At 31.6% G+C, this 26,379-nt stretch carries 29 protein-coding genes and 1 pseudogene; 21 read left to right on the top strand and 9 right to left on the bottom strand.

From position 1 onward, the window contains the following. Positions 1–74 precede the first annotated feature (74 nt). From DQN46_RS08230 to DQN46_RS08870, 12 genes are all read left to right on the top strand, one after another. Positions 75–554 carry a helix-turn-helix domain-containing protein gene (locus DQN46_RS08230; protein WP_197712502.1) on the top strand — a complete coding sequence of 160 codons (480 nt, stop codon included), beginning with the start codon at positions 75–77 and terminating at the stop codon, positions 552–554. Further along, positions 532–708, top strand: coding sequence for a hypothetical protein (locus tag DQN46_RS08895; RefSeq protein WP_317988047.1), 177 nt, complete (start codon positions 532–534; stop codon positions 706–708). Before DQN46_RS08230 ends, DQN46_RS08895 begins: the two co-directional genes overlap by 23 nt. Positions 709–863: 155 nt before the next feature. Further along, positions 864–1,331, top strand: coding sequence for a CopY/TcrY family copper transport repressor (locus DQN46_RS08225; protein ID WP_004633763.1), 468 nt, complete (start codon positions 864–866; stop codon positions 1,329–1,331). Positions 1,332–1,346: 15 nt separating this feature from the next. Beyond that, positions 1,347–3,593: a heavy metal translocating P-type ATPase gene (locus DQN46_RS08220; protein ID WP_224207416.1), complete on the top strand. Its 2,247-nt coding sequence runs from the start codon at positions 1,347–1,349 to the stop codon at positions 3,591–3,593. Between the two features lie 274 nt (positions 3,594–3,867). Continuing rightward, complete coding sequence (locus DQN46_RS08215) at positions 3,868–4,785, top strand: DDE-type integrase/transposase/recombinase (protein ID WP_111743672.1); 918 nt, start codon at positions 3,868–3,870, stop codon at positions 4,783–4,785. Positions 4,786–5,063: 278 nt separating this feature from the next. After that, positions 5,064–5,354, top strand: a complete 291-nt coding sequence (locus DQN46_RS08210; RefSeq protein WP_004633756.1) for a PspC domain-containing protein — start codon at positions 5,064–5,066, stop codon at positions 5,352–5,354. Positions 5,355–5,655: 301 nt separating this feature from the next. Continuing rightward, entirely contained in the window at positions 5,656–5,916 is a 261-nt protein-coding gene (locus tag DQN46_RS08205; RefSeq protein WP_004633753.1) for a hypothetical protein, read from the top strand. A gap of 105 nt (positions 5,917–6,021) precedes the next feature. Beyond that, positions 6,022–6,330 (top strand): hypothetical protein, encoded by a 309-nt coding sequence (locus DQN46_RS08805; protein ID WP_224207415.1) that lies wholly within the window; start codon positions 6,022–6,024, stop codon positions 6,328–6,330. Positions 6,331–6,339: 9 nt separating this feature from the next. After that, positions 6,340–6,504: a hypothetical protein gene (locus tag DQN46_RS08800; protein WP_231120318.1), complete on the top strand. Its 165-nt coding sequence runs from the start codon at positions 6,340–6,342 to the stop codon at positions 6,502–6,504. A 35-nt stretch (positions 6,505–6,539) separates the two neighbouring features. Further along, positions 6,540–6,686 (top strand): hypothetical protein, encoded by a 147-nt coding sequence (locus DQN46_RS08795; protein WP_224207414.1) that lies wholly within the window; start codon positions 6,540–6,542, stop codon positions 6,684–6,686. Next, entirely contained in the window at positions 6,658–7,251 is a 594-nt protein-coding gene (locus DQN46_RS08195) for a transposase (protein WP_111743671.1), read from the top strand. The genes DQN46_RS08795 and DQN46_RS08195 overlap by 29 nt, the downstream gene beginning before the upstream one ends. Before the next feature lie 4 nt (positions 7,252–7,255). After that, complete coding sequence (locus tag DQN46_RS08870) at positions 7,256–7,480, top strand: transposase (RefSeq protein ID WP_050782404.1); 225 nt, start codon at positions 7,256–7,258, stop codon at positions 7,478–7,480. Between the two features lie 203 nt (positions 7,481–7,683). Here DQN46_RS08870 and DQN46_RS08920 read toward each other — a convergent pair whose 3' ends face one another. Further along, positions 7,684–7,863 (bottom strand): transposase, encoded by a 180-nt coding sequence (locus tag DQN46_RS08920; RefSeq protein WP_425250635.1) that lies wholly within the window; start codon positions 7,861–7,863, stop codon positions 7,684–7,686. A 634-nt stretch (positions 7,864–8,497) separates the two neighbouring features. On the opposite strand from DQN46_RS08920, the pseudogene DQN46_RS08890 reads away from it, so the two are divergent. Then, positions 8,498–9,832: pseudogene (locus DQN46_RS08890) on the top strand (Sgo0707 family adhesin); the annotation flags it as partial. Between the two features lie 12 nt (positions 9,833–9,844). Further along, positions 9,845–12,487: an SHIRT domain-containing protein gene (locus tag DQN46_RS08175; protein ID WP_224207450.1), complete on the top strand. Its 2,643-nt coding sequence runs from the start codon at positions 9,845–9,847 to the stop codon at positions 12,485–12,487. A gap of 110 nt (positions 12,488–12,597) precedes the next feature. Here the strand turns inward: DQN46_RS08175 and DQN46_RS08865 are convergent, their stop codons facing one another. The 5 genes from DQN46_RS08865 to DQN46_RS08150 all read right to left on the bottom strand — a co-directional run bounded on the left by DQN46_RS08865 (position 12,598) and on the right by DQN46_RS08150 (position 16,121). After that, on the bottom strand, positions 12,598–13,053 hold the full coding sequence (locus DQN46_RS08865; protein ID WP_170120644.1) for a transposase: 456 nt from the start codon (positions 13,051–13,053) through the stop codon (positions 12,598–12,600). Between the two features lie 11 nt (positions 13,054–13,064). Further along, positions 13,065–13,574, bottom strand: a complete 510-nt coding sequence (locus DQN46_RS08860; protein ID WP_111743667.1) for a transposase — start codon at positions 13,572–13,574, stop codon at positions 13,065–13,067. A gap of 22 nt (positions 13,575–13,596) precedes the next feature. Beyond that, complete coding sequence (locus DQN46_RS08160; protein WP_111743666.1) at positions 13,597–13,962, bottom strand: transposase family protein; 366 nt, start codon at positions 13,960–13,962, stop codon at positions 13,597–13,599. 344 nt (positions 13,963–14,306) lie between these two features. Continuing rightward, positions 14,307–15,011, bottom strand: a complete 705-nt coding sequence (locus tag DQN46_RS08155; RefSeq protein ID WP_111743665.1) for a GntR family transcriptional regulator — start codon at positions 15,009–15,011, stop codon at positions 14,307–14,309. Positions 15,012–15,257: 246 nt separating this feature from the next. Beyond that, on the bottom strand, positions 15,258–16,121 hold the full coding sequence (locus tag DQN46_RS08150) for an ROK family protein (RefSeq protein WP_111743664.1): 864 nt from the start codon (positions 16,119–16,121) through the stop codon (positions 15,258–15,260). Between the two features lie 322 nt (positions 16,122–16,443). Here DQN46_RS08150 and manA point away from each other — a divergent pair, with 322 nt between their 5' ends. From manA to DQN46_RS08120, 6 genes are all read left to right on the top strand, one after another. Beyond that, positions 16,444–17,391 (top strand): mannose-6-phosphate isomerase, class I, encoded by a 948-nt coding sequence (gene manA / locus DQN46_RS08145; RefSeq protein ID WP_111743663.1) that lies wholly within the window; start codon positions 16,444–16,446, stop codon positions 17,389–17,391. Between the two features lie 363 nt (positions 17,392–17,754). Continuing rightward, positions 17,755–18,633: an N-acetylneuraminate lyase gene (locus DQN46_RS08140; protein WP_004633735.1), complete on the top strand. Its 879-nt coding sequence runs from the start codon at positions 17,755–17,757 to the stop codon at positions 18,631–18,633. A 90-nt stretch (positions 18,634–18,723) separates the two neighbouring features. Next, positions 18,724–20,277, top strand: a complete 1,554-nt coding sequence (locus DQN46_RS08135) for a sodium:solute symporter family protein (protein ID WP_111743662.1) — start codon at positions 18,724–18,726, stop codon at positions 20,275–20,277. Positions 20,278–20,420: 143 nt separating this feature from the next. After that, positions 20,421–21,353 carry an acetylxylan esterase gene (locus tag DQN46_RS08130; protein WP_111743661.1) on the top strand — a complete coding sequence of 311 codons (933 nt, stop codon included), beginning with the start codon at positions 20,421–20,423 and terminating at the stop codon, positions 21,351–21,353. Between the two features lie 58 nt (positions 21,354–21,411). Then, entirely contained in the window at positions 21,412–22,242 is an 831-nt protein-coding gene (locus DQN46_RS08125) for an acetylxylan esterase (RefSeq protein WP_111743660.1), read from the top strand. Between the two features lie 169 nt (positions 22,243–22,411). Continuing rightward, positions 22,412–22,771: a DUF1310 family protein gene (locus tag DQN46_RS08120; protein ID WP_004633726.1), complete on the top strand. Its 360-nt coding sequence runs from the start codon at positions 22,412–22,414 to the stop codon at positions 22,769–22,771. Between the two features lie 131 nt (positions 22,772–22,902). Here DQN46_RS08120 and DQN46_RS08115 read toward each other — a convergent pair whose 3' ends face one another. After that, on the bottom strand, positions 22,903–23,478 hold the full coding sequence (locus DQN46_RS08115; protein WP_004633725.1) for a TlpA family protein disulfide reductase: 576 nt from the start codon (positions 23,476–23,478) through the stop codon (positions 22,903–22,905). A 15-nt stretch (positions 23,479–23,493) separates the two neighbouring features. Further along, positions 23,494–24,222: a cytochrome c biogenesis CcdA family protein gene (locus DQN46_RS08110; protein ID WP_040461818.1), complete on the bottom strand. Its 729-nt coding sequence runs from the start codon at positions 24,220–24,222 to the stop codon at positions 23,494–23,496. A 380-nt stretch (positions 24,223–24,602) separates the two neighbouring features. On the opposite strand from DQN46_RS08110, the gene DQN46_RS08105 reads away from it, so the two are divergent. Continuing rightward, a complete protein-coding gene (locus tag DQN46_RS08105; protein ID WP_111743658.1) occupies positions 24,603–25,589 on the top strand; it encodes a LysM peptidoglycan-binding domain-containing protein in 987 nt (328 codons plus the stop codon). Between the two features lie 114 nt (positions 25,590–25,703). Here the strand turns inward: DQN46_RS08105 and DQN46_RS08100 are convergent, their stop codons facing one another. Next, entirely contained in the window at positions 25,704–26,246 is a 543-nt protein-coding gene (locus tag DQN46_RS08100; protein ID WP_111743657.1) for a flavodoxin family protein, read from the bottom strand. Between the last annotated feature and the right edge of the window lie 133 nt (positions 26,247–26,379).

Here is a 26,379-nt window from a genome sequence, read left to right as displayed (position 1 = left end):
AGAATATACAAAAAAAGAAAGGTTTCTGATATAATGTAAGCCAACCAAAATCACATTAAGGAGAAGCCTTTCATATGAGTGATATATCAGAAATATACCGTGTTCGTCAACGGGCAATTGAGTATGCAATAAAACATAATAATTCAAAGGCAGCAGTGAAGTATAAGACATCACGTCAGCAGATAAAACGTTGGAGAGACAGATACGACGGTACAGTCCAGTCTCTTCTGCCAAAAAGCAGAAGACCTAAGAGCCACCCAAACCAGCACACGCAAGAAGAAATAGAACTGGTTATGAAAAAATACAGGAAATGTGGCTATGAAGAGCTGGCAGAAGTTTATGTCAAAGCAAGAAAGGAAGGCTACAGCCGTACATACGATTCAATGTGCAAGATAATAAAGAAAATAAAGGGCAATGCCAAAGAAAAGCTTAAAAAGCAGCATAAAAGAAAAAAGAAGGTTGAACAGGCTAAGTACCCTGAGGATAGAGTACGGGACAACCCGTCCATATTCGCCATGGGAGAATGGAAAAGTGGAAAGAAGCCACAGGCTTGACAGCAAGTACTATGCAGACAAGAAATTTAAAAGCAAGGAAGAACTGTTAAGGTCAATAAAGAAATACAATACAAGATACAACAACATATCAAGAAAAGTACTAGGCTTTAAGAGTCCAAATGAAGTATTAAAAGAGTGCAAGCAAAATCATTAGGTTAAAGCTACATTAGGAAAGAAATATTTTTTTAATGTATTTTTGTAACAAATGTTTGACATCTATACAAAAAAATACTTGACAAAAAACGATTACTGTTGTAAACTGTATAATACAAAACGATTACAAACGTAAACATTAAAGGAGGTAAGAATGTGAAAGAAAATTGCAGAATCGATAAAAAACAGCATATAACCGATGCAGAATGGGAAGTAATGCGAGTTGTGTGGGCAAATAGCGAAGTTACGAGCAAGTTTGTGGCAGAGGTGCTTTGTGAGAAAATGAACTGGAAACAGGCTACAATAAAGGCGCTATTGAATCGGCTGCTGGAAAAGAATATTTTGAAAAAGAGGGAAATTGGGAACAAGTATATTTATTCGACAGATTTTACAGAAAAGGAAGTTGCTAACAGTTATATATTAGAAACTTTTGATAAAATTTGTAAAACGAAAGTTGGAGAAATGATAGGAAAAGTTATTGAGAACAGTGAACTGAGTTTTGATGATTTGGATTTGATTTTAAAGGCTGTTGAGAAAAAGAGGAAAACGGCTGTGAAAGAAGTTTTGTGTGATTGTGTGGAGGGGCAGTGTAATTGCGAACATAGCGGACATAAGCATATTTAAGATATAGTGTACTAAATGAAGGAGGAAAAGATTATGGCAGAAAAAAACTATACAGTAACTGGAATGAGCTGTGCATCTTGTGCCAATGCTGTGGAAAAGGCACTTAATAAAAATAATGATATTAATGCTTCAGTTAATTTTGCAACTGAAAAATTGAATATTGAATATGATGAGAAGAAGTACAATTTTGATAAAATTAGGGAAATAGTGGAGTCGGCTGGGTATGGACTGGTTGAGGATATGATAGAAGATAAAAAGATGGAACTTTATCAAGAGAAAATAAAAAGCTTGAAAAATCGATTAATTTTGGCAATTATTTTTGTTGTTCCACTTTTGTATATTTCGATGGGGCATATGCTTGGGGCAGTACTTCCTGAATTTTTGAATCCTAAGGTAAATCCGCTTAATTTTGCGTTGGCACAGTTTGTGTTGACTTTGCCTATTATTTATGCTGGGAGAGATTTTTTTTTACATGGATTTAAAAATTTAGTAAGAAAATCTCCAACAATGGATTCATTAATTGCTATTGGGGCAACAGCGGCGGTACTCTATGGAATTTACGCAACTTTTAGAATTGTAACTGTAGACCCTGAAGCACATATGGATTTATATTATGAGACGGCTGGTACAATTATTACGTTAATCTTGTTTGGAAAACTGCTGGAGGCAAAAACAAAAGGTCAAACTTCATCGGCAATAAAAAAACTTATCGGACTTCAACCTAAAAAGGCTAAAATTATTGAAAATGGAGCGGAAAAGGAGGTTCTGATTGAAAACTTGAAAGTTGGAGATATTGTTATTGTGAAGCCGGGAGAAAAAATTGCGGTGGATGGAAGGATTGTGGAAGGGGCGACTTCGATTGATGAGTCAATGTTGACAGGAGAAAGTTTGCCAGTAAGCAAAAAAGTTGGAGATAAGGTTGTTGGAGGAAGTATAAATAAAAATGGAAGTATCAGATTTGAGGCGACTGAAATTGGTAAAAATACAGTTTTGTCACAAATTATAAAGCTGGTTGAGGAGGCACAGGGGTCAAAGGCTCCTATTTCTAGAATGGCAGATATTGTGTCGGCGTATTTTGTGCCAATTGTTATTGGGATTGCGATAATTACAGGGATTGCTTGGTTTCTAAGTGGAAGTGGATTGGTTACTGCATTGTCGTTTTTTATCGCTGTACTTGTAATTGCGTGTCCGTGTGCATTGGGACTTGCAACACCTACATCAATAATGGTTGGAACTGGAAAAGGGGCTGAGAACGGTATTCTTATAAAAAGCGGGGAAGCCCTTGAAAGAGCACATAAAATTAAAACTGTTGTCTTTGACAAGACTGGTACGATTACGAAAGGAAAGCCTGTACTGACTGATTTGATTGCTTATGGGAAATATAATGAAAATGAATTGTTAAAAATCGCTGCAAGTGTGGAAAATGATTCAGAGCATCCATTGGCAGAAGCAATCGTAAACAAGGCAAAAGAGAAAAATATTGAAATTAAGCCGTATGAAAAATTTAGGGCAATGCCAGGTTACGGTATTCGTGCAATATTTGAAGGCAAGGAAGTTCAAATTGGAAATAGAAAATTGATGGAAAATCGAAAAATCAATGTGGAAATTTCTCAAAAAGATTATGATATTTTGTCGAATGAAGGAAAAACGCCAATGTACATTTCGATTGATAACGAATTGGTGGGACTTGTTGCAGTTGCAGACGTTATCAAGGAAACAAGCAAGGAAGCTATAGAAAAACTGAAAAAAATGGGAATCAAGACAATAATGTTAACTGGAGATAACGAAAAAACTGCCAAATTTATCGCAAAACAAGTGGGAATAGATGATGTAATTTCAGAAGTGCTGCCTTATCAGAAATCTCAAAAAGTAAAGGAACTTCAGGAAAAAGATGAATTTGTTGCAATGGTTGGAGACGGAATTAACGATTCACCAGCACTGGCTCAGGCAAACGTTGGAATTGCGATAGGAAATGGAACAGATGTTGCGATAGAATCAGCTGATATTGTCTTAATTAGAAACGATTTGAGAGATGTTGCGGGTGCAATATCATTAAGTAAAGCGACAATCACAAATATAAAGGAAAATCTATTTTGGGCATTATTTTATAACGTACTTGGAATACCATTTGCCGCTGGAATATTTTATGCATTTTTCAATGGACCAAAATTGGATCCGATGATAGCGGCTTTTGCAATGTCATTTAGTTCAGTATCAGTTTTGGGGAATGCTTTAAGATTGAAATTTTTTAAAGTTAAATAGAATTTTAAAAAATAGGTTGAAGTTTACAATATTATAATTTATAAATAGAAAATGACTTAATACCTTTTAATAAATAGCAATTTACAAACTTGTAGAAATGATATAAAAAATCCTTATTCTTAGATTGAATAAGGTATTTTTTATTAAAAAACTTAAAAAGTCTATTCTAAGAAATGTTGTGAGATAATACATATGTGACAAGAATATACAAAAAAAGAAAGGTTTCTGATATAATGTAAGCCAACCAAAATCACATTAAGGAGAAGCCTTTCATATGAGTGATATATCAGAAATATACCGTGTTCGTCAACGGGCAATTGAGTATGCAATAAAACATAATAATTCAAAGGCAGCAGTGAAGTATAAGACATCACGTCAGCAGATAAAACGTTGGAGAGACAGATACGACGGTACAGTCCAGTCTCTTCTGCCAAAAAGCAGAAGACCTAAGAGCCACCCAAACCAGCACACGCAAGAAGAAATAGAACTGGTTATGAAAAAATACAGGAAATGTGGCTATGAAGAGCTGGCAGAAGTTTATGTCAAAGCAAGAAAGGAAGGCTACAGCCGTACATACGATTCAATGTGCAAGATAACAAAGAAAATAAAGGGCAATGCCAAAGAAAAGCTTAAAAAGCAGCATAAAAGAAAAAAGAAGGTTGAACAGGCTAAGTACCCTGGGGATAGAGTACAGATAGACATAAAATATGTTCCGGAAGAATGCATACAGTTTGGCACACGTGACCAGAAGTATTATCAAATAACGGCATTAGATGAATATACAAGAAAAAGAGTGTTAAGAATAGCAGATGAAAAAAGCACCTATCAGACTGCAAAGTTTCTAGAGAACTTGGAAAAGGAGCTGGGATTTGACATAAAGAAAGTTCAGACAGACAATGGGAAAGAGTTCACAAATTCTGAAAGTGATAAGAAAACGCTGTTTGAGCTGAAACTGGAGGAGAAGGGGATAGAGTATGGGACAACCCGTCCATATTCGCCATGGGAGAATGGAAAAGTGGAAAGAAGCCACAGGCTTGACAGCAAGTACTATGCAGACAAGAAATTTAAAAGCAAGGAAGAACTGTTAAGGTCAATAAAGAAATACAATACAAGATACAACAACATATCAAGAAAAGTACTAGGCTTTAAGAGTCCAAATGAAGTATTAAAAGAGTGCAAGCAAAATCATTAGGTTAAAGCTACATTAGGAAAGAAATATTTTTTTTAATGTATTTTTGTAACAAATGTTTAACATCTATACAGATATTCAAATAGAAAATGTGTTAAAAATATTGATTAGTATTTATTTTAGGTGTATAATTTTAGCGAAGAGAGTAAATATGTCAAAGCTAGCAAAGCAAGTAGTAGAATTTATAAACTTTATTTTAAGTTTCGGATATATAATAAGCTCACTAAAGTAGATAAATGAAAAATTATAAGTGTAAAAGTTATGGCGAGGAGGAGTTTGCTATGATAGAGTCATTAAATAGAATGTGGAATAATTTCCTTGAATTTCTAGAAAAAAAACAAATATATAAAGTTTATAATGGTGCAATGATTGCCGGTGTATGCAATGGACTTGGTGAGAGATTCGGAATAAGTGTAAGTTTGTTAAGAGCGTTATTCTTAATTGCAAGTATCTTTTCTTTTGGAAGTCCGATATTACTATATTTTTTATTAGTAATAGTTATGCCAAGTAAACCGATAAAACAAAATTATAAAAAATCAAGCTACGTTGAAGGACGCGCTTGGGAAAAATAAATAAATATGAGACTTTATTCTTATCAGTTAAGAGTAAAGTCTTTTTTGTTTGGATATGCTATTAAAAAGGAAGATTTTAGATGAGGTGATTTTTCAGGTGATAAAATATTTCGAATAAACTAAGCTCTATTTTTATGCAAAAAGAAAAATAAAAAGTATGCTATAATAAGGTGGATGGGAAATAGAAAGGAAGAAAGTCGTGAAAAAGAATATATTAGTTATATTAAGTGCGTTAATAATTATAATATTAGTTGGATGCTAAAAGAAAGAAGAAGTAAGTACATATGAACAAGATAGGGTAGTGCAATATATATTGGATAATGTAGAGCTGGTAGAAGGAAGCGAGATAAAGAAGGTAAAATTTTTGAGTTTTGAAAAACCAAATACAGCAGCACAAACTTGGCGGATAACAGTCGAGATAAATGACACTATAACTATGCACCTTAGTGAAAATAAGTTAGGAGATAAACTACGTTTTGGATTTCATAGAGGGGATGTGAAATTTAGAGAAGTCAAAAAAGAAAAAAGAAAGATTGAAATAATATATTTGAAGGAAAAGTAGATGACAGATAGAGATTATAGTAAAATAATCTAATTAGGTAATATATATATTAAAAGGGAAAGTAAGGTTGGATATAAGAGGACAGTATAGCGAGAAAGATAAAACATGTTTTTATTCGGTTTTAATAGAAGAGGAGACTACAGCACTTTATTTTTCAGAAAAGGTAGTAGAAGAAAGGTAGTAGTTCCGAATAAGGTATCAGAAAGAATATCATCAGGGATAAACAAAGAAGATATCCAAAGGTCATTAGAAGTGTTAGATAAATACGAGGTAAATTTAAGAATGTTGAGTAGATTTTTCAAAGTAACATTATTACTATTTATGGTAGTCCTAATAATAGTCGTTTTGTATGATGTATTAGAAGCTCCAAAAGTCTTAACTAGAGAAAACAATAAAGGTAATGAATTTGAATAATTAGACAGGTTGATGAATATAACAAAATACGCTGAACAAATAAGAAAAGCAGGCTATCAAGTAGATGATTATGATTTAAAAATGATGGATAGGATTCCAAAACTGGGAACCAAAGGAGAAACAAAATTCATTATTCAATTGCCTACAGATAGTAAAAAATATATGTATATATAAATGGGTATCGCAATCTCATAATTTTCGATAGGGATATGAGTATAATAGACAGCGTTATAGATCAAGGTAGAGATAAGGGTAGTAGGCTCGCAACAGAAGAAGAAAAGAATAAGTATGAAAAAGAGATAAAACAAGAAATAAACAAACTATTGGATGATGTTTATAAAACCGGAGAAAAATAGATTAAAAGACTTTATTATTACAAGTAGAAAGTATTATTTAGATGATTATTTTAATGAATATACCAAAGTAGCTAAAAATGATATACAATTTTTTGTGACTGATATGTGGGATAGTTATATTGTGTTAGCTAAAAAACACTTTCCACAAGCTAAGATAATAGTAGATAGATTTCATTTAATTAAGTTAGTGTCAACAGCGATTAATGCAATTAGAAATGAAGTACAAAAGAAATATAGTATTAATAGCAGAGAATATAAACTACTATACAAATCAAGAAATTTATTAAGAAAAAATTATGATAAAGTAAATAGATTAGAATTCAAGTACAAAAAATATAGGGTATATATAGGAATTAATACAGACTTTGAAGCTTTAAAAGAATGTTTGTCATATTCAAAAGATTTAGAATTAATGTACTATTTGTATCAAGATGTATTAAATATATTTAATGATAATGATGTAGCAGCATTTAGAAAATTGTTAAATAATAAAGAATATAGAACTACCAAAAGAACAAAATCCATATTAAAAAACATATACAAAATATCAAGAGTATATTATTAATGCATTGTTATATCCACAATATAATAATGCTAAAGTAGAAGCAAATAATCGTACTATTCAGAAAATAAAAAATAATGGTCGTGGGTATAAAAATTTTTACAATCTAAGAACACGTTTATTTATGAGATTTAATTATTTAAATAATATTAATACAGTAACAAGACAAAATTATAAAGTTAAGAAAAAGGACTTATATAATAATGAAAATACACAAATAAGGGCAGGTTAAATATTTGAAATTAAATATTTAAAAAGCCTACAAAAGGTTATCATTAGTCAATAAAAGTCAAAAACGATAATGGGTAGGCTTATTTAGTTATGTAAAGATAAATAAAAAAGGTTGTAAATGGTTGTTTTATAGCCTTTTTTGTGTTTTTAAAGTGAAAAAATATTTTTTTATAAATTTTTTTATCCACATCTATTGACAAAGAGCTAATATAGTAATACTCTTATTTTAAAGTTTTTAAGTTTCCTATAACCGAACGCTACTTGTTTTATTAATTTTAATTTATTATTGATATCCTCTAAATAACCATTTGTATATTTAGGGTATGATATCGTATTTTCAATATAACTAGAATACTTTCTAGATGTATTAAGTGACTTTCTTATACATATAGGTAATGTTCTTTCCTCATGTACTATTTCTTTAAATTTATCATAATCTTTTTTCTTTATGTTTTTCCTTATATCCTACACAAGATATTTTTAATCTATAGTTTTTTTACTAGTTCTAGTATAAATTGTTTTTGTATTATCATTTATATATTATATCGACTGGTAGTTCATCTGTGTCTTTTAATAGTAGCCACCAATGTTTTTTATATCATTTACAACTCATATTTTAAATAAATAACTTTTTATAGTTCTACAGGTAATTATTGTTAATAACAATAATTATTTTTTGTAAACAAACAAAAAATAAGAACTCTCTATTAAGAAGTTGAGGGTTCTTTTAAATATAAATTTATTGAAAAATAATAACTATAGAACGTATATTAAAAGACTTGTTTTTCAAAAATATTGTAGTGATTATTGAGAAGAATATTGTATTAATGAAAAAAGATAAACATTTTACTCTTTTTTATTCCATTAATTTCAGTTGTAGGTAGATTTTTTTTCTAAAAATGTTATAATTTATAGTGGGAAGTAGTCATTTTTTAATACAGAAATTGGGTCAGTCCGTATTTAAAAATTTGTTTTTCCAACTATTATAAAAGTAACTTTAAGGAGGATATTATATTTAATGAAGAAAAAGATAAATATTTTACTCAAAATGTTTATGGCTTTGAGCATTATTGTTTGGAGTATTGTAAGTAGTCTTGCTACCAGCAATACAGCTAAGGCAAAAGATGCCCATGCCCAGCAAAACAGAATAGAAAGAGTAAAGACAGATTTAGATTTGTCAAAATTACAATTGTATCAATTCTCACTTAAACAAGAGAATATGCAAATTATTAATAGAGGTGATTCAGTTATACAAGGTATTGTTGAGCCAAACACTGATTCAAGTGGAAGAAAATGGACTAAATCAACTGTATTTCTAATGAAAATTGATAAATCAAAAGGAAGACAGGAACAGGTATTTAGTAATCCACTTAAATTAAAATTTTTTAATGCAGGAACAGTAAATGGTAAATAGGTAGATGTTTATATTGATATTTTAGAAGCAAGATTTATTCGTTCATCTAATGATAACGGTGGTGGTGATGCTGCATTTAAAGATTCTAGCAAAACTGCAGTTCCGTTCTTAACAGTTGATGAAAACTGGGGACAAAAGTCTATCCAAATTCAAGATTATATTTGGCCTAATCACCCGAACCTTAAATATAGCCTTGAGCGTGCATTTAATATTAGCGTAGCAACAAAAGTAACATATAAATATGCAGATGGTACTCCTATGGATCTTAAAGTTGTTATGCAACCATCGGATATTGATGTAACAAACAGTAATACAGGCGTAAAAGAAAAATTCTGGCTTAGTCAACCTGAGACTAAAATAGATAAATTAGTTATGAATAATGCTAATAAGTTGACAGAATTACAAGAAGGTGGATGGACATATTGGGAACACAGTAGGAACATTACTACAGAAGAAAAATGGAAAGAACACAACGAAACAGGTTTTGCAGTTAGGTCAATTGACAATACTATTCAGTTTTCTTATACAAGTGCTGCTGTAAGTGGCGGATTGTTTGGTTTCTATACAGAGTTACCAGAAAAAGCACCTAAAAAAACTGTTGATCAAGAAACTATACCAGCTGAAAAAGATCAAGAAATCACTTATACTGGTAAATTCACATCGCCAAGGCCCGGAATTGATGTAATAGGTGATCTTCGTAGTCTAAAAATGTCCGATACATTTGATGAAAGACTTGATTTCAAAAGTTTAGATGTTAAACTTGAGGGACGAACACTAACTTTTGAGAAAGATTACTCTATAAGTAAAAATGGTCAAACGGTAGTTGTAGAAATTATTAATAAAGAACTATTAGGTCGATCATCACAAGGGAAGGAATATGAAATCAAATATCATACAAAAACAAATGATAAGATTAAAAATTCTGGAAAAGATATCCAAAACCGCGTTACAATGATTGTTGATAATGTGGAATTACATTCGAATTATGTGAAAACGGAGTTATTGTACAAACAAACTCATGAATTTAAGAGCTTAGTTCCTAATAAAGATTTACCAAAAGAAGTAATTGACTTAACGCCAGGGGCAGTAAAAGGACTTAAAAATGGAACAGTAGCAAAACCGGTTATGCCTACAAAAACAAGTGTTGTAACAACAGATGGTATTTGGGAATTTAAAAATTATGACCAAAACCAAAAAGTAGTAAAAGGGGCGGATGTTCACTTTATAGGATATTGGAATTTTACACCACATACACAACCTAAGAAAGAAGTCTATACAGGAAACACAACAACAAATATAGACGGACAAGAAGTAAAAGCGGGACAAGAATTAACATACGCGATTACATACAAAAACACAACAGGTGAAGACAGAGATGTAACTGTAACAGATAAGATACCGGTATATACAACATTTGTATCAGCAGAAGACGGTGGAAGAAACGAAAATGGAACAGTAACATGGAATAGAAATGTTAAAAATGGAGAAAGTTTCACATTCAAATTCAAAGTCAAAGTAAACGGAGATGTGAATGGAAATAAAGTGGATAATGTAGCGAAAGTAAACAACGGTAAAAACGAGTATACAACAAACGAAACGCACAATCCAACAAATCCAGAGCCTAAGAAAGAAGTCTATACAGGAAACACAACAACAAATATAGACGGACAAGAAGTAAAAGCGGGACAAGAATTAACATACGCGATTACATACAAAAACACAACAGGTGAAGACAGAGATGTAACTGTAACAGATAAGATACCGGCATATACAACATTTGTATCAGCAGAAGACGGTGGAAGAAACGAAAATGGAACAGTAACATGGAATAGAAATGTTAAAAATGGAGAAAGTTTCACATTCAAATTCAAAGTCAAAGTAAACGGAGATGTGAATGGAAACAAAGTGGATAATGTAGCGAAAGTAAACAACGGTAAAAACGAGTATACAACAAACGAAACGCACAATCCAACAAATCCAGAGCCTAAGAAAGAAGTCTATACAGGAAACACAACAACAAATATAGACGGACAAGAAGTAAAAGCGGGACAAGAATTAACATACGCGATTACATACAAAAACACAACAGGTGAAGACAGAGATGTAACTGTAACAGATAAGATACCGGCATATACAACATTTGTATCAGCAGAAGACGGTGGAAGAAACGAAAATGGAACAGTAACATGGAATAGAAATGTTAAAAATGGAGAAAGTTTCACATTCAAATTCAAAGTCAAAGTAAACGGAGATGTGAATGGAAACAAAGTGGATAATGTAGCGAAAGTAAACAACGGTAAAAACGAGTATACAACAAACGAAACGCACAATCCAACAAATCCAGAGCCTAAGAAAGAAGTCTATACAGGAAACACAACAACAAATATAGACGGACAAGAAGTAAAAGCGGGACAAGAATTAACATACGCGATTACATACAAAAACACAACAGGTGAAGACAGAGATGTAACTGTAACAGATAAGATACCGGCATATACAACATTTGTATCAGCAGAAGACGGTGGAAGAAACGAAAATGGAACAGTAACATGGAATAGAAATGTTAAAAATGGAGAAAGTTTCACATTCAAATTCAAAGTCAAAGTAAACGGAGATGTGAATGGAAACAAAGTGGATAATGTAGCGAAAGTAAACAACGGTAAAAACGAGTATACAACAAACGAAACGCACAATCCAATAAATCCGGAACCTAAGAAAGAAGTCTATACAGGAAACACAACAACAAATATAGACGGACAAGAAGTAAAAGCGGGACAAGAATTAACATACGCGATTACATACAAAAACACAACAGGTGAAGACAGAGATGTAACTGTAACAGATAAGATACCGGCATATACAACATTTGTATCAGCAGAAGACGGTGGAAGAAACGAAAATGGAACAGTAACATGGAATAGAAATGTTAAAAATGGAGAAAGTTTCACATTCAAATTCAAAGTCAAAGTAAACGGAGATGTGAATGGAAACAAAGTGGATAATGTAGCGAAAGTAAACAACGGTAAAAACGAGTATACAACAAACGAAACGCACAATCCAACAAATCCAGAGCCTAAGAAAGAAGTCTATACAGGAAACACAACAACAAATATAGACGGACAAGAAGTAAAAGCGGGACAAGAATTAACATACGCAATTACATACCAAAACACAACAGGTGAAGACAGAGATGTAACTGTAACAGATAAGATACCGGCATATACAACATTTGTATCAGCAGAAGACGGTGGAAGAAACGAAAATGGAACAGTAACATGGAATAGAAATGTTAAAAACGGAGAAAGTTTCACATTCAAATTCAAAGTCAAAGTAAACGATGACGTTAATGGACAACGAATTGACAATGTAGCGAAAGTAAATAATGGTAAAAATGAGTACACAACAAACGAAACTCATAATCCTACACCACCAACACCACCAGTTACACCACCAGATAATCCTTCTGTACCAAATGAGCCAAATAATAATTCTCCACTACCGAATACAGGATTAGCTGGAATAGATGTTACAGGTTTAGGAGTTGTACTAGCAGCTTTAGGAACAGTGTTGTATTATCGTAAAAGAAAAAATTAAAATAAAATATAACAATTTATTTTAATAATTTTGGTTCTTTGTCAAATTCGGTTGATGAAGAAAAATGGTTCTTTGTCAAATTCGGTTGATGAAGAAAAATAAGGAAGGAGCTATGCTATGCTAAATAGTATAGCTTTTTTCTTATTCTTACGTTTTACTTTTAATTCTTTCCTTTTATCAAGAATAGCTAAACGTTCTTCTTTAGAATATCTAGGTTTTTTATCAGTATTAGAAGAAGAAAATAGACTAAAAACAAGAAGAATTTTACCTCTAAAGTTACAAAAAGATCTATATCCATAAGAAATACGTTTAATAACTTTAATCTTATTATTAATCCCCTCCAAAGGGCCATTTGATAATCCATTATAATACATAGTATTTTTAATCTGTCTTTTATATTTTCTAAGAGTTTTAATAGCCGTAAACATATATCCAGGTAAAGTAGATTTATCATTAACCAAAGTATTAAACTTATTAAAATCATCTTTTTCAAGAGCTTCTCTAAGCTCTTGAACAAGCCAATAACATTTATAAAGTGCAGAATCTTGTTTAATCAAATAGTTCACAATATTATCTTCTAAGTAGAGTTATCTAGATCATCGTATTTCATAAGAAGATTTTTCCAATAGTATTTTAATTGCCTGTATAAGTCTTTATCTTTATCTTTAATGCTATTCATGTATGATATTCTATATTTATTAAAAGCTCTATTAACTAGTTGAACAATATGGAATCTATCGACAATGATTTTAGCGTTAGGGAAAAGTTCCCTAATAAGACACTTATAACCTGAATTCATATCAATGACTATAGCTTTAACATCACAACGTTCTTTGTAAGAATAGTACAAAAAGTAATTTTTTATAATATTATTTGTTCTACCTTGAAGTATGTTTTGTATTTGATGGTTCAATGCATCAGAATAGACAAAACTCATATTACTCACACTATCAGAAGTAGATGAAAGCTCATCAAAGCACATGTATGCAGGTAATGATGTAGGTCTATCCAGAGTTTTAGAGAGTTCACATTGTACTCTCCATACAGTATTAGTAGAGATAGCGTAGGATTTGGCTATTTGTTTCATAGTTAACTGATTAGACAGTTTTTTAATTATATATACCAGCTCTTAAATTTTTAGAAGTATTAGAATATTTTCTAACTTCGGTAGTCTGAGTTGCAAAGGACTTATTACGGACTTTACATATAAAACGTTGCTTATCTAGGAAAAGAATGACAGGTTTATCAGAGATAAAAGGCATTTTAAGCTTTACTCTTCTATGACCATTTTTTCTTATAAGGCAGGGAGAATTTTGATTACAATGAGGACAAGTTTTAGGAGAATGTGACAGTACACCATAATAAATAAGATATATTTGGTTATTAATTTTTACTTGATTTATTTTATCTAGAATATTTATATTTTCATCGGTTATTTGTAGAGTTATTTTATGATATTTGTTATAATTAGGCATATGAATGTAAAGTTCCTTTCGATTTTGTATGCACTTAAATTATATAGGAATTTTACATTCTTTTCTATATTCTTATAAAATTTAAATACGGTTGATTTTTTTTATCAACCGTATTTATTATAGAACCAGATTTTTTCTTTATTCATAATTCATATAACCAAATCAACATTTATTTTCTTTTCTTAAAATCTATAGTCTTACATTATATTTTTCATCTGCGACTACAAGACCTTTTCTTTTTACTCTATTTACCTGTCCTGATTGCTTTAATACTCTAAATATACATATATTTGTAGGATTAAACATTTTTAGTTATAGGGAAAACCCTAAATTCAAGTATCCTTTTAATCTTTAATTGTTAAGCTGTAGTATTTATAGTTTATATAAATTTTCACATATTCAAAGATATTTCCGTCAGAAAAATAAGTATATCTGTCGAACTCGAAACAAGGCTCACCTTCTTTTGCGATGAAGTCAGCAACTTTTTTCGGTGGATCAACTACAACTTTCATGTATTTTTTAGATTTTTCTTGGTGAATATCGATACGATATTTTTTTCTAATCATTGTTGCCAATTCTTTGAATCCATCTATATCAGCTATATTGATATCTGGTAAATATTTAAGTGGAATATAGTTAGTTTGATGAGCCCAACTAACATTTCCGATATATTTGATACGTACAACTTTCAGTAATTTTTGATTTTTAATTTTTAATTTCGCACAAAGTTCTTTATCCTGAATAATTTCCGCTTCTATAACGTCAGAATGTTCAGAAACAGATTCTTTAAAGTGTTTGTGGAAGTTGTTGTTTTCTGTCACGTAGACTTTTTTATTAACTAATGTTTTATTAACAAAACTTCCTTTACCTTGGATTCTAAAAATATATCCTGCAGTTTCCAACTCATTCAGAACTCGCACAGCAGTCGTACTACTTACGTTGTAAATTTCTTTGATTTCTTTTTCTGTATAAAGTTGTTCTCCCTCTTTAAACATACCAGTTTGTATTTTTAAAATAATGTCATTAATAATCTTTTCGTATTTTTTCAAAAGTAAACCTCCTAGTTAATAATATAAATAAAATCCCCTAAAATTTAATGTGTTAATTTAATTTTATAATATCATTTAAAGGAAATTTTGTAAAGATAAAATAGAAATTTTTAATAAAAATTTTTTGAGAAGATATAAAGAAATGTTGGTGTATTTAACAAAAGATTATTTGAAATGAGAAAAAGAGGAAGCTATAAGTATAAAAAGAAACCTAAATCTAGGATTTAAGTTTCTTCTTCAATTAATTTATTTTTTAACAAATGGGCTTATAGCACCGTATAGAGCTGCGTCGTTTCCAAGTGCAGCAGCTAAGAATTTAGTTTTGTTAATTTTTATCGGGTGTAGTTCTCTTACTTTTGCTTCAAGTTTGTTAAGAAGATAATCTCCTTGAGCAGAAACCGCACCACCGATGATAATATATTTTGGATCTAAAATACAAAGAAGATTAACAATACCACGAGCTACTTCGTATAACCACTCATTAAGAATTTTTAGGGCGTTAGTGTCTTCACGTTTACAAAGATCGAAAAATTCGATAACGCTAAGACCGTCGTACATTTCGGCTTTAATTTTGCGGTCAAGCGCGATAGTAGACGCACGTTGTTCATATGTTGTATCAGTTTCAACATCATATACAGATTGCCCGATTTCTCCAACACCGAAGTTAGAACCGAATGGTAAGCTGTTTAAGTAGTAAGCTCCACCGATACCTGTTCCTAATGCCATACAAAATACTTCATCAAGACCTTTTGCTCCACCTAACCATTGCTCACCAAGAAGCGCGCAGTTTACGTCGTTATCAACATAAACATCTACTCCTAGTCGATCTCCGAAATCTTTTTTGAAGTTTGTACCTACATAGTTTTTAATAGTTGGAGCGGCACGAATAACTTCCATGTGTATATTATCGATTACCCCAGCGGCTGAGATTCCAGCTGCGTTGAAGTTATAGCTTTCACGGATTTTGCTAGCGATTCTAAACATTTCGTCAGTGATTTTTACTGTTACATTATCAGGTGTTTTACAAGTTTCGTAATGGATAATTTTGTAATTATCATCAAAAACAGCAAATTTAATACTTGTTCCACCAATATCTATTCCTAAATACATATAATACCTACTTTCTTAATTTCAGAGCCTAAATAAATTGTTTATAAATAAGGACTTATAGCCAAAGACTCTTTATTATGTTTATTTTTAAAATGTTTTTCATTGATATATTAACATAAAAATAAAAAAATAGAAATAGTTTCTTTAGTTTTTGATTAAGGAAAGAAAAATCACTGATATAGAAGCCTAAATAAATCGTTAAAATATTAGAAGTCGTGTGTTTTAGTAAATAAGGGTAGAGACAGAATAGCTAATATAGTTTTTTTATGGTATTATATCAATGTGATGAAATATAGAGAATATTTATGGTAAGGAGATAGTTATGGATACAATAATATTTTTAGAACCTGTATTTGCTGAAAGAATATGGGGAGGAAGAAACCTAGAGAAATTCAACTACGATATTCCTGAAGGAAATATAGGTGAGGCATGGGTAATTGCTGCTCATGAAAATGGTAGCTCTTTAATAAAAAATGGTGAGTTAAAAGGTTTAACATTAAAAGAAGCCTACGAGAAAAGACCGGAACTTTTTACTAAGAAAAAATACGATAAATTTCCATTGTTGGTAAAAATTTTAGATGCAAGTGATTACCTATCTGTGCAAGTTCACCCAGAAGATGACTATGCACGTGTAAATGAAAATGGTGAATTAGGGAAAACAGAATGTTGGTATGTTCTTGATGCGAAAGAAAATGCAGAATTAATCTATGGTCATATAGCGAAAACGAAAGAAGAGTTCACTCGTGGTATCGATGAAGAAAAATGGGATGATTTATTTATTAGAGAAAAGGTAAAAAAAGGTGATTTCTTCTATATCCCAGCGGGAACTTTACATGCAATAGGTGCAGGGAACTTAATTTATGAAGTGCAACAAAATTCTGATACAACGTATAGAGTTTATGATTATGACCGTACGGATAAAGATGGTAACAAACGTGAACTACATATAGAAAAAACAAAAGATGTAACTGCGGTTCCTTTTGAAAAAGTCCAACTAGAGCAAGAAGTTTACGAAGTTGGAAATATAAAAGTAACGCAACTTGCAGAAGAAAGATATTTTGGTGTTTATAAAATCGAAGTATCAGGAGAGGCAGAGTTAACAAAGAACGATACAGGGAATTTATTCACAGTGTTAGAAGGTCAAGGTCGTATTAAGGTAGAAGATACTGTGTATGATATTAAAAAAGGAGATAGTTTTATTCTAACAACTCAATGTAGCGATTGTCGGTTAGATGGGGATATGCTGCTTATAGGAAGTTACGATAGATAAGTACCCTTAATCATAGAATAGAGAAAAGTGATGGCAAAGAGATGTTTGTCATTGCTTTTTATTATGCCTAATTAACGTCAGAGGGGGGATAGCTAAAAAGTATTTAAAGAGTTAAAGTGTTTTAATGTGTTAAATAATTAACTTCTATATTGCGATGAGAGATAAATACCTAAAAGGCAATTTATGGAAGTGAAGTAATAGTGGATACTACTTTATCAATATAAGGTGCTAAAGGGTTTTAAAAAAAATAAAAAATTAGAATTTTTGGCTTGACAAACAAAAGTAAACGTTTTACAATATAATTGTATTAAAATTTAATGTGTTAAATAAAAAGCTAAAAAGCAAATAACGGAGGTTTTTATAATGAAAGATTTAAAAGGGCTGTATTCAGCATTGCTTATCCCATTTGACGAAAATGGTGAGGTAAAAGAAGAGGGATTACGTCAAGTAATCGAGCACAATATCAACGTTAGTAAGGTTGATGGATTATATGTTAATGGAAGTAGTGGGGAAAACTTCTTATTAAACACTGCTCAAAAGAAACAAATTTTTAAATTTGTAAAAGAAGTAGTAGGGGATAGAGTAAATCTTATCGCTCAAGTTGGATCGTTAGACTTAAACGAAGCGGTAGAACTTGCTAAATATGCAACAGAATTAGGCTATGACTCATTATCAGCAGTTACTCCATTCTACTATCCATTATCATTCAACGAAATCAAACATTACTACAAAACAATTATTGATGCAACAGACAACAGCATGATTCTTTACTACATTCCTTTCTTAACAGGGGTTAAAATTAGTTTAGATCAATTTGCTGAATTATTTGAAGATGAAAAAGTTATCGGTGTTAAATACACAGCGGCTGACTTCTATCAACTTGAAAGATTTAGAAGAAGATTCCCAGATAAACTTATTTGGTCTGGATTTGATGAAATGCTAGTTCAAGCGGCTATTACAGGAGTAGATGGAGCTATCGGTTCTACTTACAACGTAAATGGACAAACAAGTAAAAAAATCTTTGAACTTGCTAAAGAAGGTAAAGTTGCAGAAGCTTATGAACTTCAACATCAAGCTAACGATGTAATTGAAAAAGTTTTAGAACTAGGATTATACCAAACTCTAAAAGAAATCTTAAAAGTAAAAGGTATCGATGCTGGTTACTGTAAACAACCTATGAAAGTATTCGACCCAGCAAAAGTAGCAGAGGTAGAAAAATTAGTTAAAGATTACAATCTTTAATTATTAATGCAGGAGTAAATAGGTTAAGGGGAAAATATAAGGCGAAGAGCCTGGAAGTAAATATGTTTTAAAAAATAGGAGGAAGGTACCATGGATAAAGTAGGATTTGGTACGTTAAACAGTATAGTTTTAGCAATATATTTACTAGCTATGCTAGGAGTAGGTATGTATTTCACTAAAAAAGCCGGGGAGAGTACAGAGGCGTTTTTCAAAGCTGGAGGGAAGGTTCCTTCTTGGGCAGTAGGATTTTCAATTTATGCAACAACGCTATCTGCCATTACATTTATGGCGACGCCGGAAAAAGCATTTAATGGAGACTGGACATATGCAGCAGGGAACGTTGCGATTATCGCGATTATTCCGATATTAATTTATTACTATGTTCCGTTCTTTAGAAAATTAGATGTAACGACAGCGTATGAATATTTAGAAGAACGTTTCAACCCAAGTATGCGTGTTATTGGAAGTGTTTTGTTCTCATTATTCCACATTGGGCGTATTGCGATTGTAGTTTATTTACCAACAGTTGCAATTACTTCAGTGTCAACAGTTAACCCATATTTAGTATGTGCGGCAATCGGTATACTTTGTGTTATCTACTCGTTTATGGGAGGTATTGAAGGGGTTATTTGGACAGATGTTATTCAAGGAATTATTTTACTTGGAGGAGCTATTCTTGTTATTATTCTTGGGGTATACCAAGTAGGTGGTTTTGGAAATGTTGCAACAGATGCTCTTGCTAACGGTAAAATCGTTACAGCACAAAAATTCAGCTGGTCATTTACAGCGTCAACTATTCCAATTATCTTTATAGGATCAATCTTTAATAACTTACAACAATATACAGCTTCTCAAGACGTTGTTCAACGTTATAGTACTACAGAGTCTATTAAAGAAACTAACAAATCAATTTGGACAAACGGATTATTAGCATTTATCACTATTCCGATTTTCTACGGAATGGGGACAGTTCTATACAGTTTCTACAAAGGGGCAAATGCTGTAACAAAATTACCGGATTTCATGAACGCGGAAGTAGTAGGAAAAGCAGCTAACACAACAGCTTTAGTACCTTACTTCATCTTAACTGCATTACCAGCAGGTGTTGCTGGATTAGTTATCGCAGCTATTTTAGCGGCAGCTCAATCAACAATTTCTTCAAGCTTAAACTCAATTTCAGCTTGTATCACTGTTGATATTAAACAACGTTTCTTCGGTACTAGTAAAGACGCTAAACAAGACGTTCTTTTAGCTCGTGTTATTATTATCATAGCAGGGGTATTAGGAACAATCGCAGCATTGTACTTCGTAAATACTAACCAAAAAGAAACTTGGGATTTATTCCTTAAATATACAGGTTTACTAGGGGTGCCTCTAGCAGGAACATTTGCATTAGGTATCTTTACTAAACGTGCAAATGGAGCTGGTGCATTATTAGGACTTATCGTAGCAGGATTAGTTTGTTACTATATCCAAGACTACACAACTTATGCAAAACAAAGCCCATTCATCTTCTCTGGATTCTCATTCTTAAGTTCATTAGTATTCGGATATATTTGTAGTTTCTTCTTCAAATCTACAAAAAATATCACAGGACTTACTATTCATACTAAAGATCAAGAATACATAAAAGAAGCAAAATAATAAATTAATTTGATTAAATAACAAACTTACACAATAAAAGGCAGCCCTAAAATATTTAGGGCTGTTTTTTATAAATTAGATATTGTGATATTTGTAAGAAGCGGTTATAATTTAATTGCAGAACGAAATAGAAAGGAGTTTTTATGGATATTACTGAATATTTAGGAAGTTGGAGTAGACCTCTGGATTTTGACAGTTATTGGGATAAAAAGCTAGAATTTATAAATAGTGTGCCATTGGATTATGAGCTAACAGAGGTCGAGTTTTCAAACTTCGATAATGTAAAATACTACGATTTGTATTTTACAAGTTTTGATGGAGCGCGTATTTATGCAAAATTTATAAAACCTGTGAGTAATGGTGAAATTCCAGCCTTGTTATATTTCCACGGTTATCCAGGATGTAATCGAAACTGGTTTGAAAAAACAGCGTATGCTTCGTTAGGTTATGCGGTTTTTGCGATGGACTTTCGAGGTCAAGGTGGAAAAAGTCAAGATATAGGTGGTATTCTTGGAACCACTGTTGCAGGGCATATAGTTGCTGGTATTGATGATGAGTTGGATAATATGATTTATGTTAAAAATATTCTTGATATGTGCTTGCTTATTCGTATTGCGAAAGATATTGAAGGGATAGATGCTAATAATATAAATTGTGCTGGTGGCTCACAAGGTGGGGGCTTTGCGACAATGTGCGCAGGTTTGAACGACATAAAAAAATGTATAATTCTTTATCCGTTTTTATCTGATATGAAAAAAGTTTATGATCTTGATCTAGATTTAGTCGCCTATGAGAGTATCCGTTATTATACACGCTGGTTCAGTTCAACAGGGGAAAATGATGAGAAACTATTCAATAGATTAGCGTATATAGATGCGAAAAACTTTGCGCCGAGAGTAAAGTCGAAAGTACTATTTGGAGCTAGCAATATCGATGTTATTTGTCCGATAGAAACACAGCTTGCAGTGTATAACAATTTGAATTGTGAAAAAGAGTTGGTTTTGTATAAAAAATACGGTCACGAAAACATACCGGACTTTAATACAAAAACGGCAAGATTTTTATTAGAAGACTAGCAAAGAGAACAAGTCTGCATGCTAGATTGTAGAAAATCTAAGAGGAGGATAAGAACTAGTGAAATTAGAAAAAAATAGACAATTTGAATATAATTTTAACAAAATTGCCGATAATCATCCAAGGTTGGATTACTATGAATTAACCTATACAGCAGTAGATAATTCAAAAATTTACGCAGAAGTAATGGTTCCTAAAGGACAAGTGCGAGGTTTATTTATAGAAATACCAGATTACAAAGCTTCCCCAAAAGATTATCTTAACCTGGGGAGATACGCAATACTTGATTATGCAGTAGCTTCATTACATGTTCGAGGACAAGTAGGGCGAAGTGAAAATAGACAACCAGCTTCAATTTATTTCCCATTTTTAAACAATCAAAATGATGAATTATATTATAATTTTGTTTATCAAGATGCAATAGATTTAGTAGCGGCGTTAAAAAAAGAATTTCCTGAATTAGAGATTAATGTTTTAGGAATAGGACAAGGAGCTAGTATGGGCTTAGTTGCAGCTGCAGTAACAAAAGATATAGCGAGATTATTTATCTCAAACGCCCAAAATATAGATTTTGAAACTATTTTTAAAACAAATGCAGATATAGGGATTTACGAAGCTATTCGAGATTATAATCGTAATTTCCCACAAAAAGAAGACTATATGTTAGATTGTTTAAGTGAAATAGATATTCTTAATTATGCAAAAGAAGTAGAAGCACAAGTTTATTATGGTTACTCACATCTTAACGTAAGAACACCGAAAAAATGCCAAGATAAATTATTGGAATTATTACCGAATAAAGAGATTATTCATTACCGAAAATTTGAACATGAAGTGCTTCAAGAACACTTCTTCGATGAGTTTGTTTTGAAAAAATTGAGCGTATTGTAAATGGAGTATAGTAAAATAGGGGAAAAACTGAAAAATATTTAATATAATAATGTTAAAAAACAAAGGTACTATCAAAAGGAGGTAGTATCTTATTTTTTATGATTAAATAAATGATTAAGATAAAAGTAAGGTATAATAGATAAAAATAAAAAGGAAAATAGTCAAAATAATGAAAAAGATATTAGCCACAATAGCAATAATAGTGCTGATGATAGTTGGAATGATACAAATCGATAAATATAGAGTAAAAAGTATAACGCATGGAGAAGAAGGGAAAGCAGCTATAGAAAAAATGTTGAAGGGACTAGACGAAAAAGCTCTAACATCAAAGGGTAAAATAAAAAGTTACAAAATAGATGATAATTATACTCATAGGAATCCAATGGGAGGAGTTAGTGTAAAAATAGTGATTAATGGAGATGAAAGTCTATATTTAGGAACTATATTAAATAAATATCCATCTAGTAAAGAATATGACTTAGGTGTTCTTAGTTTTTCTCCTGAGTTACGTAAACTAATATATAAATAATGCGATTAAGAGTTATAAGAAGAAGTTAAATAAACACTGGATAACTCCAAAAATAGTAAGTCGATTGTAGTAGACATTTTAATAATATATAAAAACCGTGAATCTAAAATAGCTAGATTCACGGTTTAATGTTATTTCATTTTCCCAAGTTCTTCAGTAAGTTTTTCTTCAGTTAATGAACCTGAGAATCTATTTGCTATAGTACCATCACTATTGATAAAAATATGAGATGGGAATGAGCGGATTCCGTAATTTATTAAGAAACGATCGTTAACATCAAATAACACTGGGTAAGTAAGGTTAAGTTCTTTAGCTTTTGCTAGGATAACATCTTTACTTTTATCGCTAGGATTTTGATTTTTGAAGACTTCATCGTTAGGAGAAGTAATAGATAAAAAGACAATATCTTCTCTAGCTTTTACTTTTTGATAAACTTTTTCGAGTTCTGGAATTTCGCGAAGGCACGGTCCGCACCAAGAAGCCCAAACATTGATATAAACTTTTTTACCTTTAAAGTCGCTAAGTTTAACTTCTTTTCCATCTTTATCCATTACAGTAAAGTTATAAGCCTGAGTTGTTGTTTTCTCTTCTTTTTTTTCTTGAGAAGAGTTTGATGTATCTTCTTTTTTAGGTTCTTCTTTTGAACAAGCTGTTAAAAGAAGTGAGCTACTAAGTAAAGCAGCGCCTAATAGTGATAATTTTTTCATAAGTTAGTCTCCTTTTTAATTAAAATATCTCATAAGTGATACAAAAGAACCACTTAGTATTAATATACCAATTATAATTAATATTATTCCTGAAATTATTTGTGTATATTTTAAAATATTAGTATGTTTCTTGAATATTCTCAATAACGTAGATGCGAAAAATGCTACAAAAATAAATGGTAAGATAAATCCTAAACAATATACTAATACCAAAATTATACTCATAATACCCGTATGGCTAGAAGCGTATAAAAATACACTCGCTAGGATAGGGCCAATACATGGAGTCCATGAAAAACTAAATGTAAAGCCCATTAGAAAGGCTAAAACTGGAGTAGTTTTGTTACCTTTTCTTTTTACTTTATCTTTAATGGAAAACTCTTGTTTTAAAAAACCGATTTTGAAAACTCCAAGTTGAAGTAATCCCATAAAAACAATAAGTATTCCACTAACTATTTGCAAAGTTTTAATATTTTCGTTTAAGAAAATACTAATAAAGCTTGTTGCAAATGCTAAAATGAAAAATGTCGAGCAAATACCTAAGACAAAGAATAATGTATTTGTAATGGTATTGCGTTTATTAAAAACCAATTCACCGTGTTCATTTTGCTCTTTTTTACCAGCCAGTATTCCGATATAGATAGGTAAAATCGGGATAACGCAAGGTGATAAAAATGACAACAGTCCTTCTAAAAATAAAAAGGATAATTTCACGAGTGAAACTGATGTGCTTAAATCTGTCATAAAGCCTCCCTTATTGGTGTAGTAGTAAGTGATATTAATAATTTTTTTCATTAAAAAACTTACACGATAACTATATAATAAAATATTTATTAGTGCAATTTTTATGCCTCAAATATAACTCAAAAATTACGACAGTAAAGCTTTGTGACAGGTTTTTATCACTATTGTTACAAAACTGTTACAAGTATTGAAAAAACTTTTTCTACATCATATAATGGTATTACGTCAAAATTAAAACGAAACTTAAAGCTGTTTAAATGGAGTTAAAGACGTATAGATATTAAAGTTTTGAAATAACAATTTAGAAAAAATAGAAATTTAGAAAATATTATTAGAGAGCGTTTAGCTCGAAATCAGAGTTTAAGGAGAAATTATTTTAGATGAGTAAATTACATAAATTAGTAGCAACAACAGCAATCGTATCAACAGTAGCTTTTGGTTTAGCACAAGTAGCTGACGCTGATACTTATACAGTAAAAAAAGGTGATACACTTTGGGATATCGCTATTAACAATGGAACAACTGTTGACCAACTTATGCACGATAACAACTTAACAAGTTCATTAATCTTCCCTGGAGATAAATTAACTTATAACACAACTGTTAACCAAGTAGCTCAAGCAAAACAAGAAGGATACTACTCAGTAGTTTTAGGAGATACTTTAGCGAAAATCTCTAGTAGATTTGGTGTATCAGTAGATGAACTTGTTAAATTAAACAATATCTCTAATCCAAACTTAATCTACGTTGGTGAAGTTTTAAGAATTGATGCAGCTGCAGCGGCTAAAACTCAAACAACAGCGGCTACAGTAGCAAAAGCATCTGTAACTCAAACTACATCTGCACAAACTGTAGTAAAAGTTGATCCAACAGCAACAGTAGCAGCGAAACCAGCAGCTACACCAGCTCCAGCTCCAGCGGCAACTCCAGCTCCGGCAGCGAAACCAGCAGCTACACCAGCTCCAGCTCCAGCTCCAAAAGCTGAAGTTAAACCAGCGGCTACACCGGCACCAGCAGCTACAACTCAAGTGGCGTCTTCAAACAAAGCGGCAGCAATTTATCAAGCAGCTATGGCTCAATTAGGAAGAATCCAAGATTGTACAATGCTTGTAACTAACTCTCTTAAAGCAGTAGGAATTAATTTCCACGACTGGCCAGCAGGATATATGAGTTTAGGAACTGTTGTTCCAGCATCTCAAGCTCAACCAGGAGACTTAGTATACTATGCTAACGGTGGTTTAGGATTTGCTCATATTGCTGTTTATGCAGGTAACGGACAAGCTATCCACGGTGGATGGAATGGTAACCAAACAGTAGTTAACAGTGTTAACGTTGGAAGTGGACCAGTATTTATCCGCGTAAGATAATTCGATAAAAAATAAAGCACTTTGAACATTTGTTCAAGGTGCTTTTATACTTTACTGGGAATGCTGTATAAAAATAAGTCCTAAGGTTTTCCTTAGGACTTATTAAGGTTTGATTTAAGAAAGTTCAGTTTGTAGTAATTCTTTAAAACAAAGTCCAGCATCGTGTAAATCTTTTTGATCAGGATGTGATTTTGATTCTTTCACCATATCTACCAAATCTGGTGTAACTTTGTGAATAAAATTAGGGTCTTTCCATGACAATATTTTAAAGACAATAAGTACCTTAGGGTCTATTTTCCCTTGGCAAATAAATGTTTTAAGGACGTCGTTACCACGTTCTTTCATAAAGTCTATATAATTGTTTATTGAGTCATCTGCATGGTAATGCTCTCGTGGAACACCACAAGTTAAAAAAAGCGCTACTTTTTTGTCTTTTATCTCTTGAATGTTTACAAAATCTTGCATTTTTTTGTTGGCAGTTGTTTTATCTGTCCAAGCACCTAAGATATACAGGTCATATTGTTCTTGTAGTTTTGTTTTTTGTCTTTTTATATCTAGTAAAGTTACATCTGCTAGGCTTTTTATCTCATTATAGATAGCCTCTGCCACTTTTTTTGTGTTTTTAGTTTTACTTGAGTAGGCTAGTAATATTTTCATAATTTACCTCCGAATTGTAGTAAACTTATTATAACAAAAAATAAAAGAAATATATAGTAGATTTTATAAATAATCTCTCGAAAAATGTTACTGATTATATTGAGAGAAAATTGCTTCGTAGGGGGTGGTTTTT

The organism is Gemella morbillorum, from assembly GCF_900476045.1.
Taxonomy (GTDB): Bacteria; Bacillota; Bacilli; order Staphylococcales; family Gemellaceae; genus Gemella; species Gemella morbillorum.
This window is presented reverse-complemented; position numbering and strand designations above follow the sequence as displayed.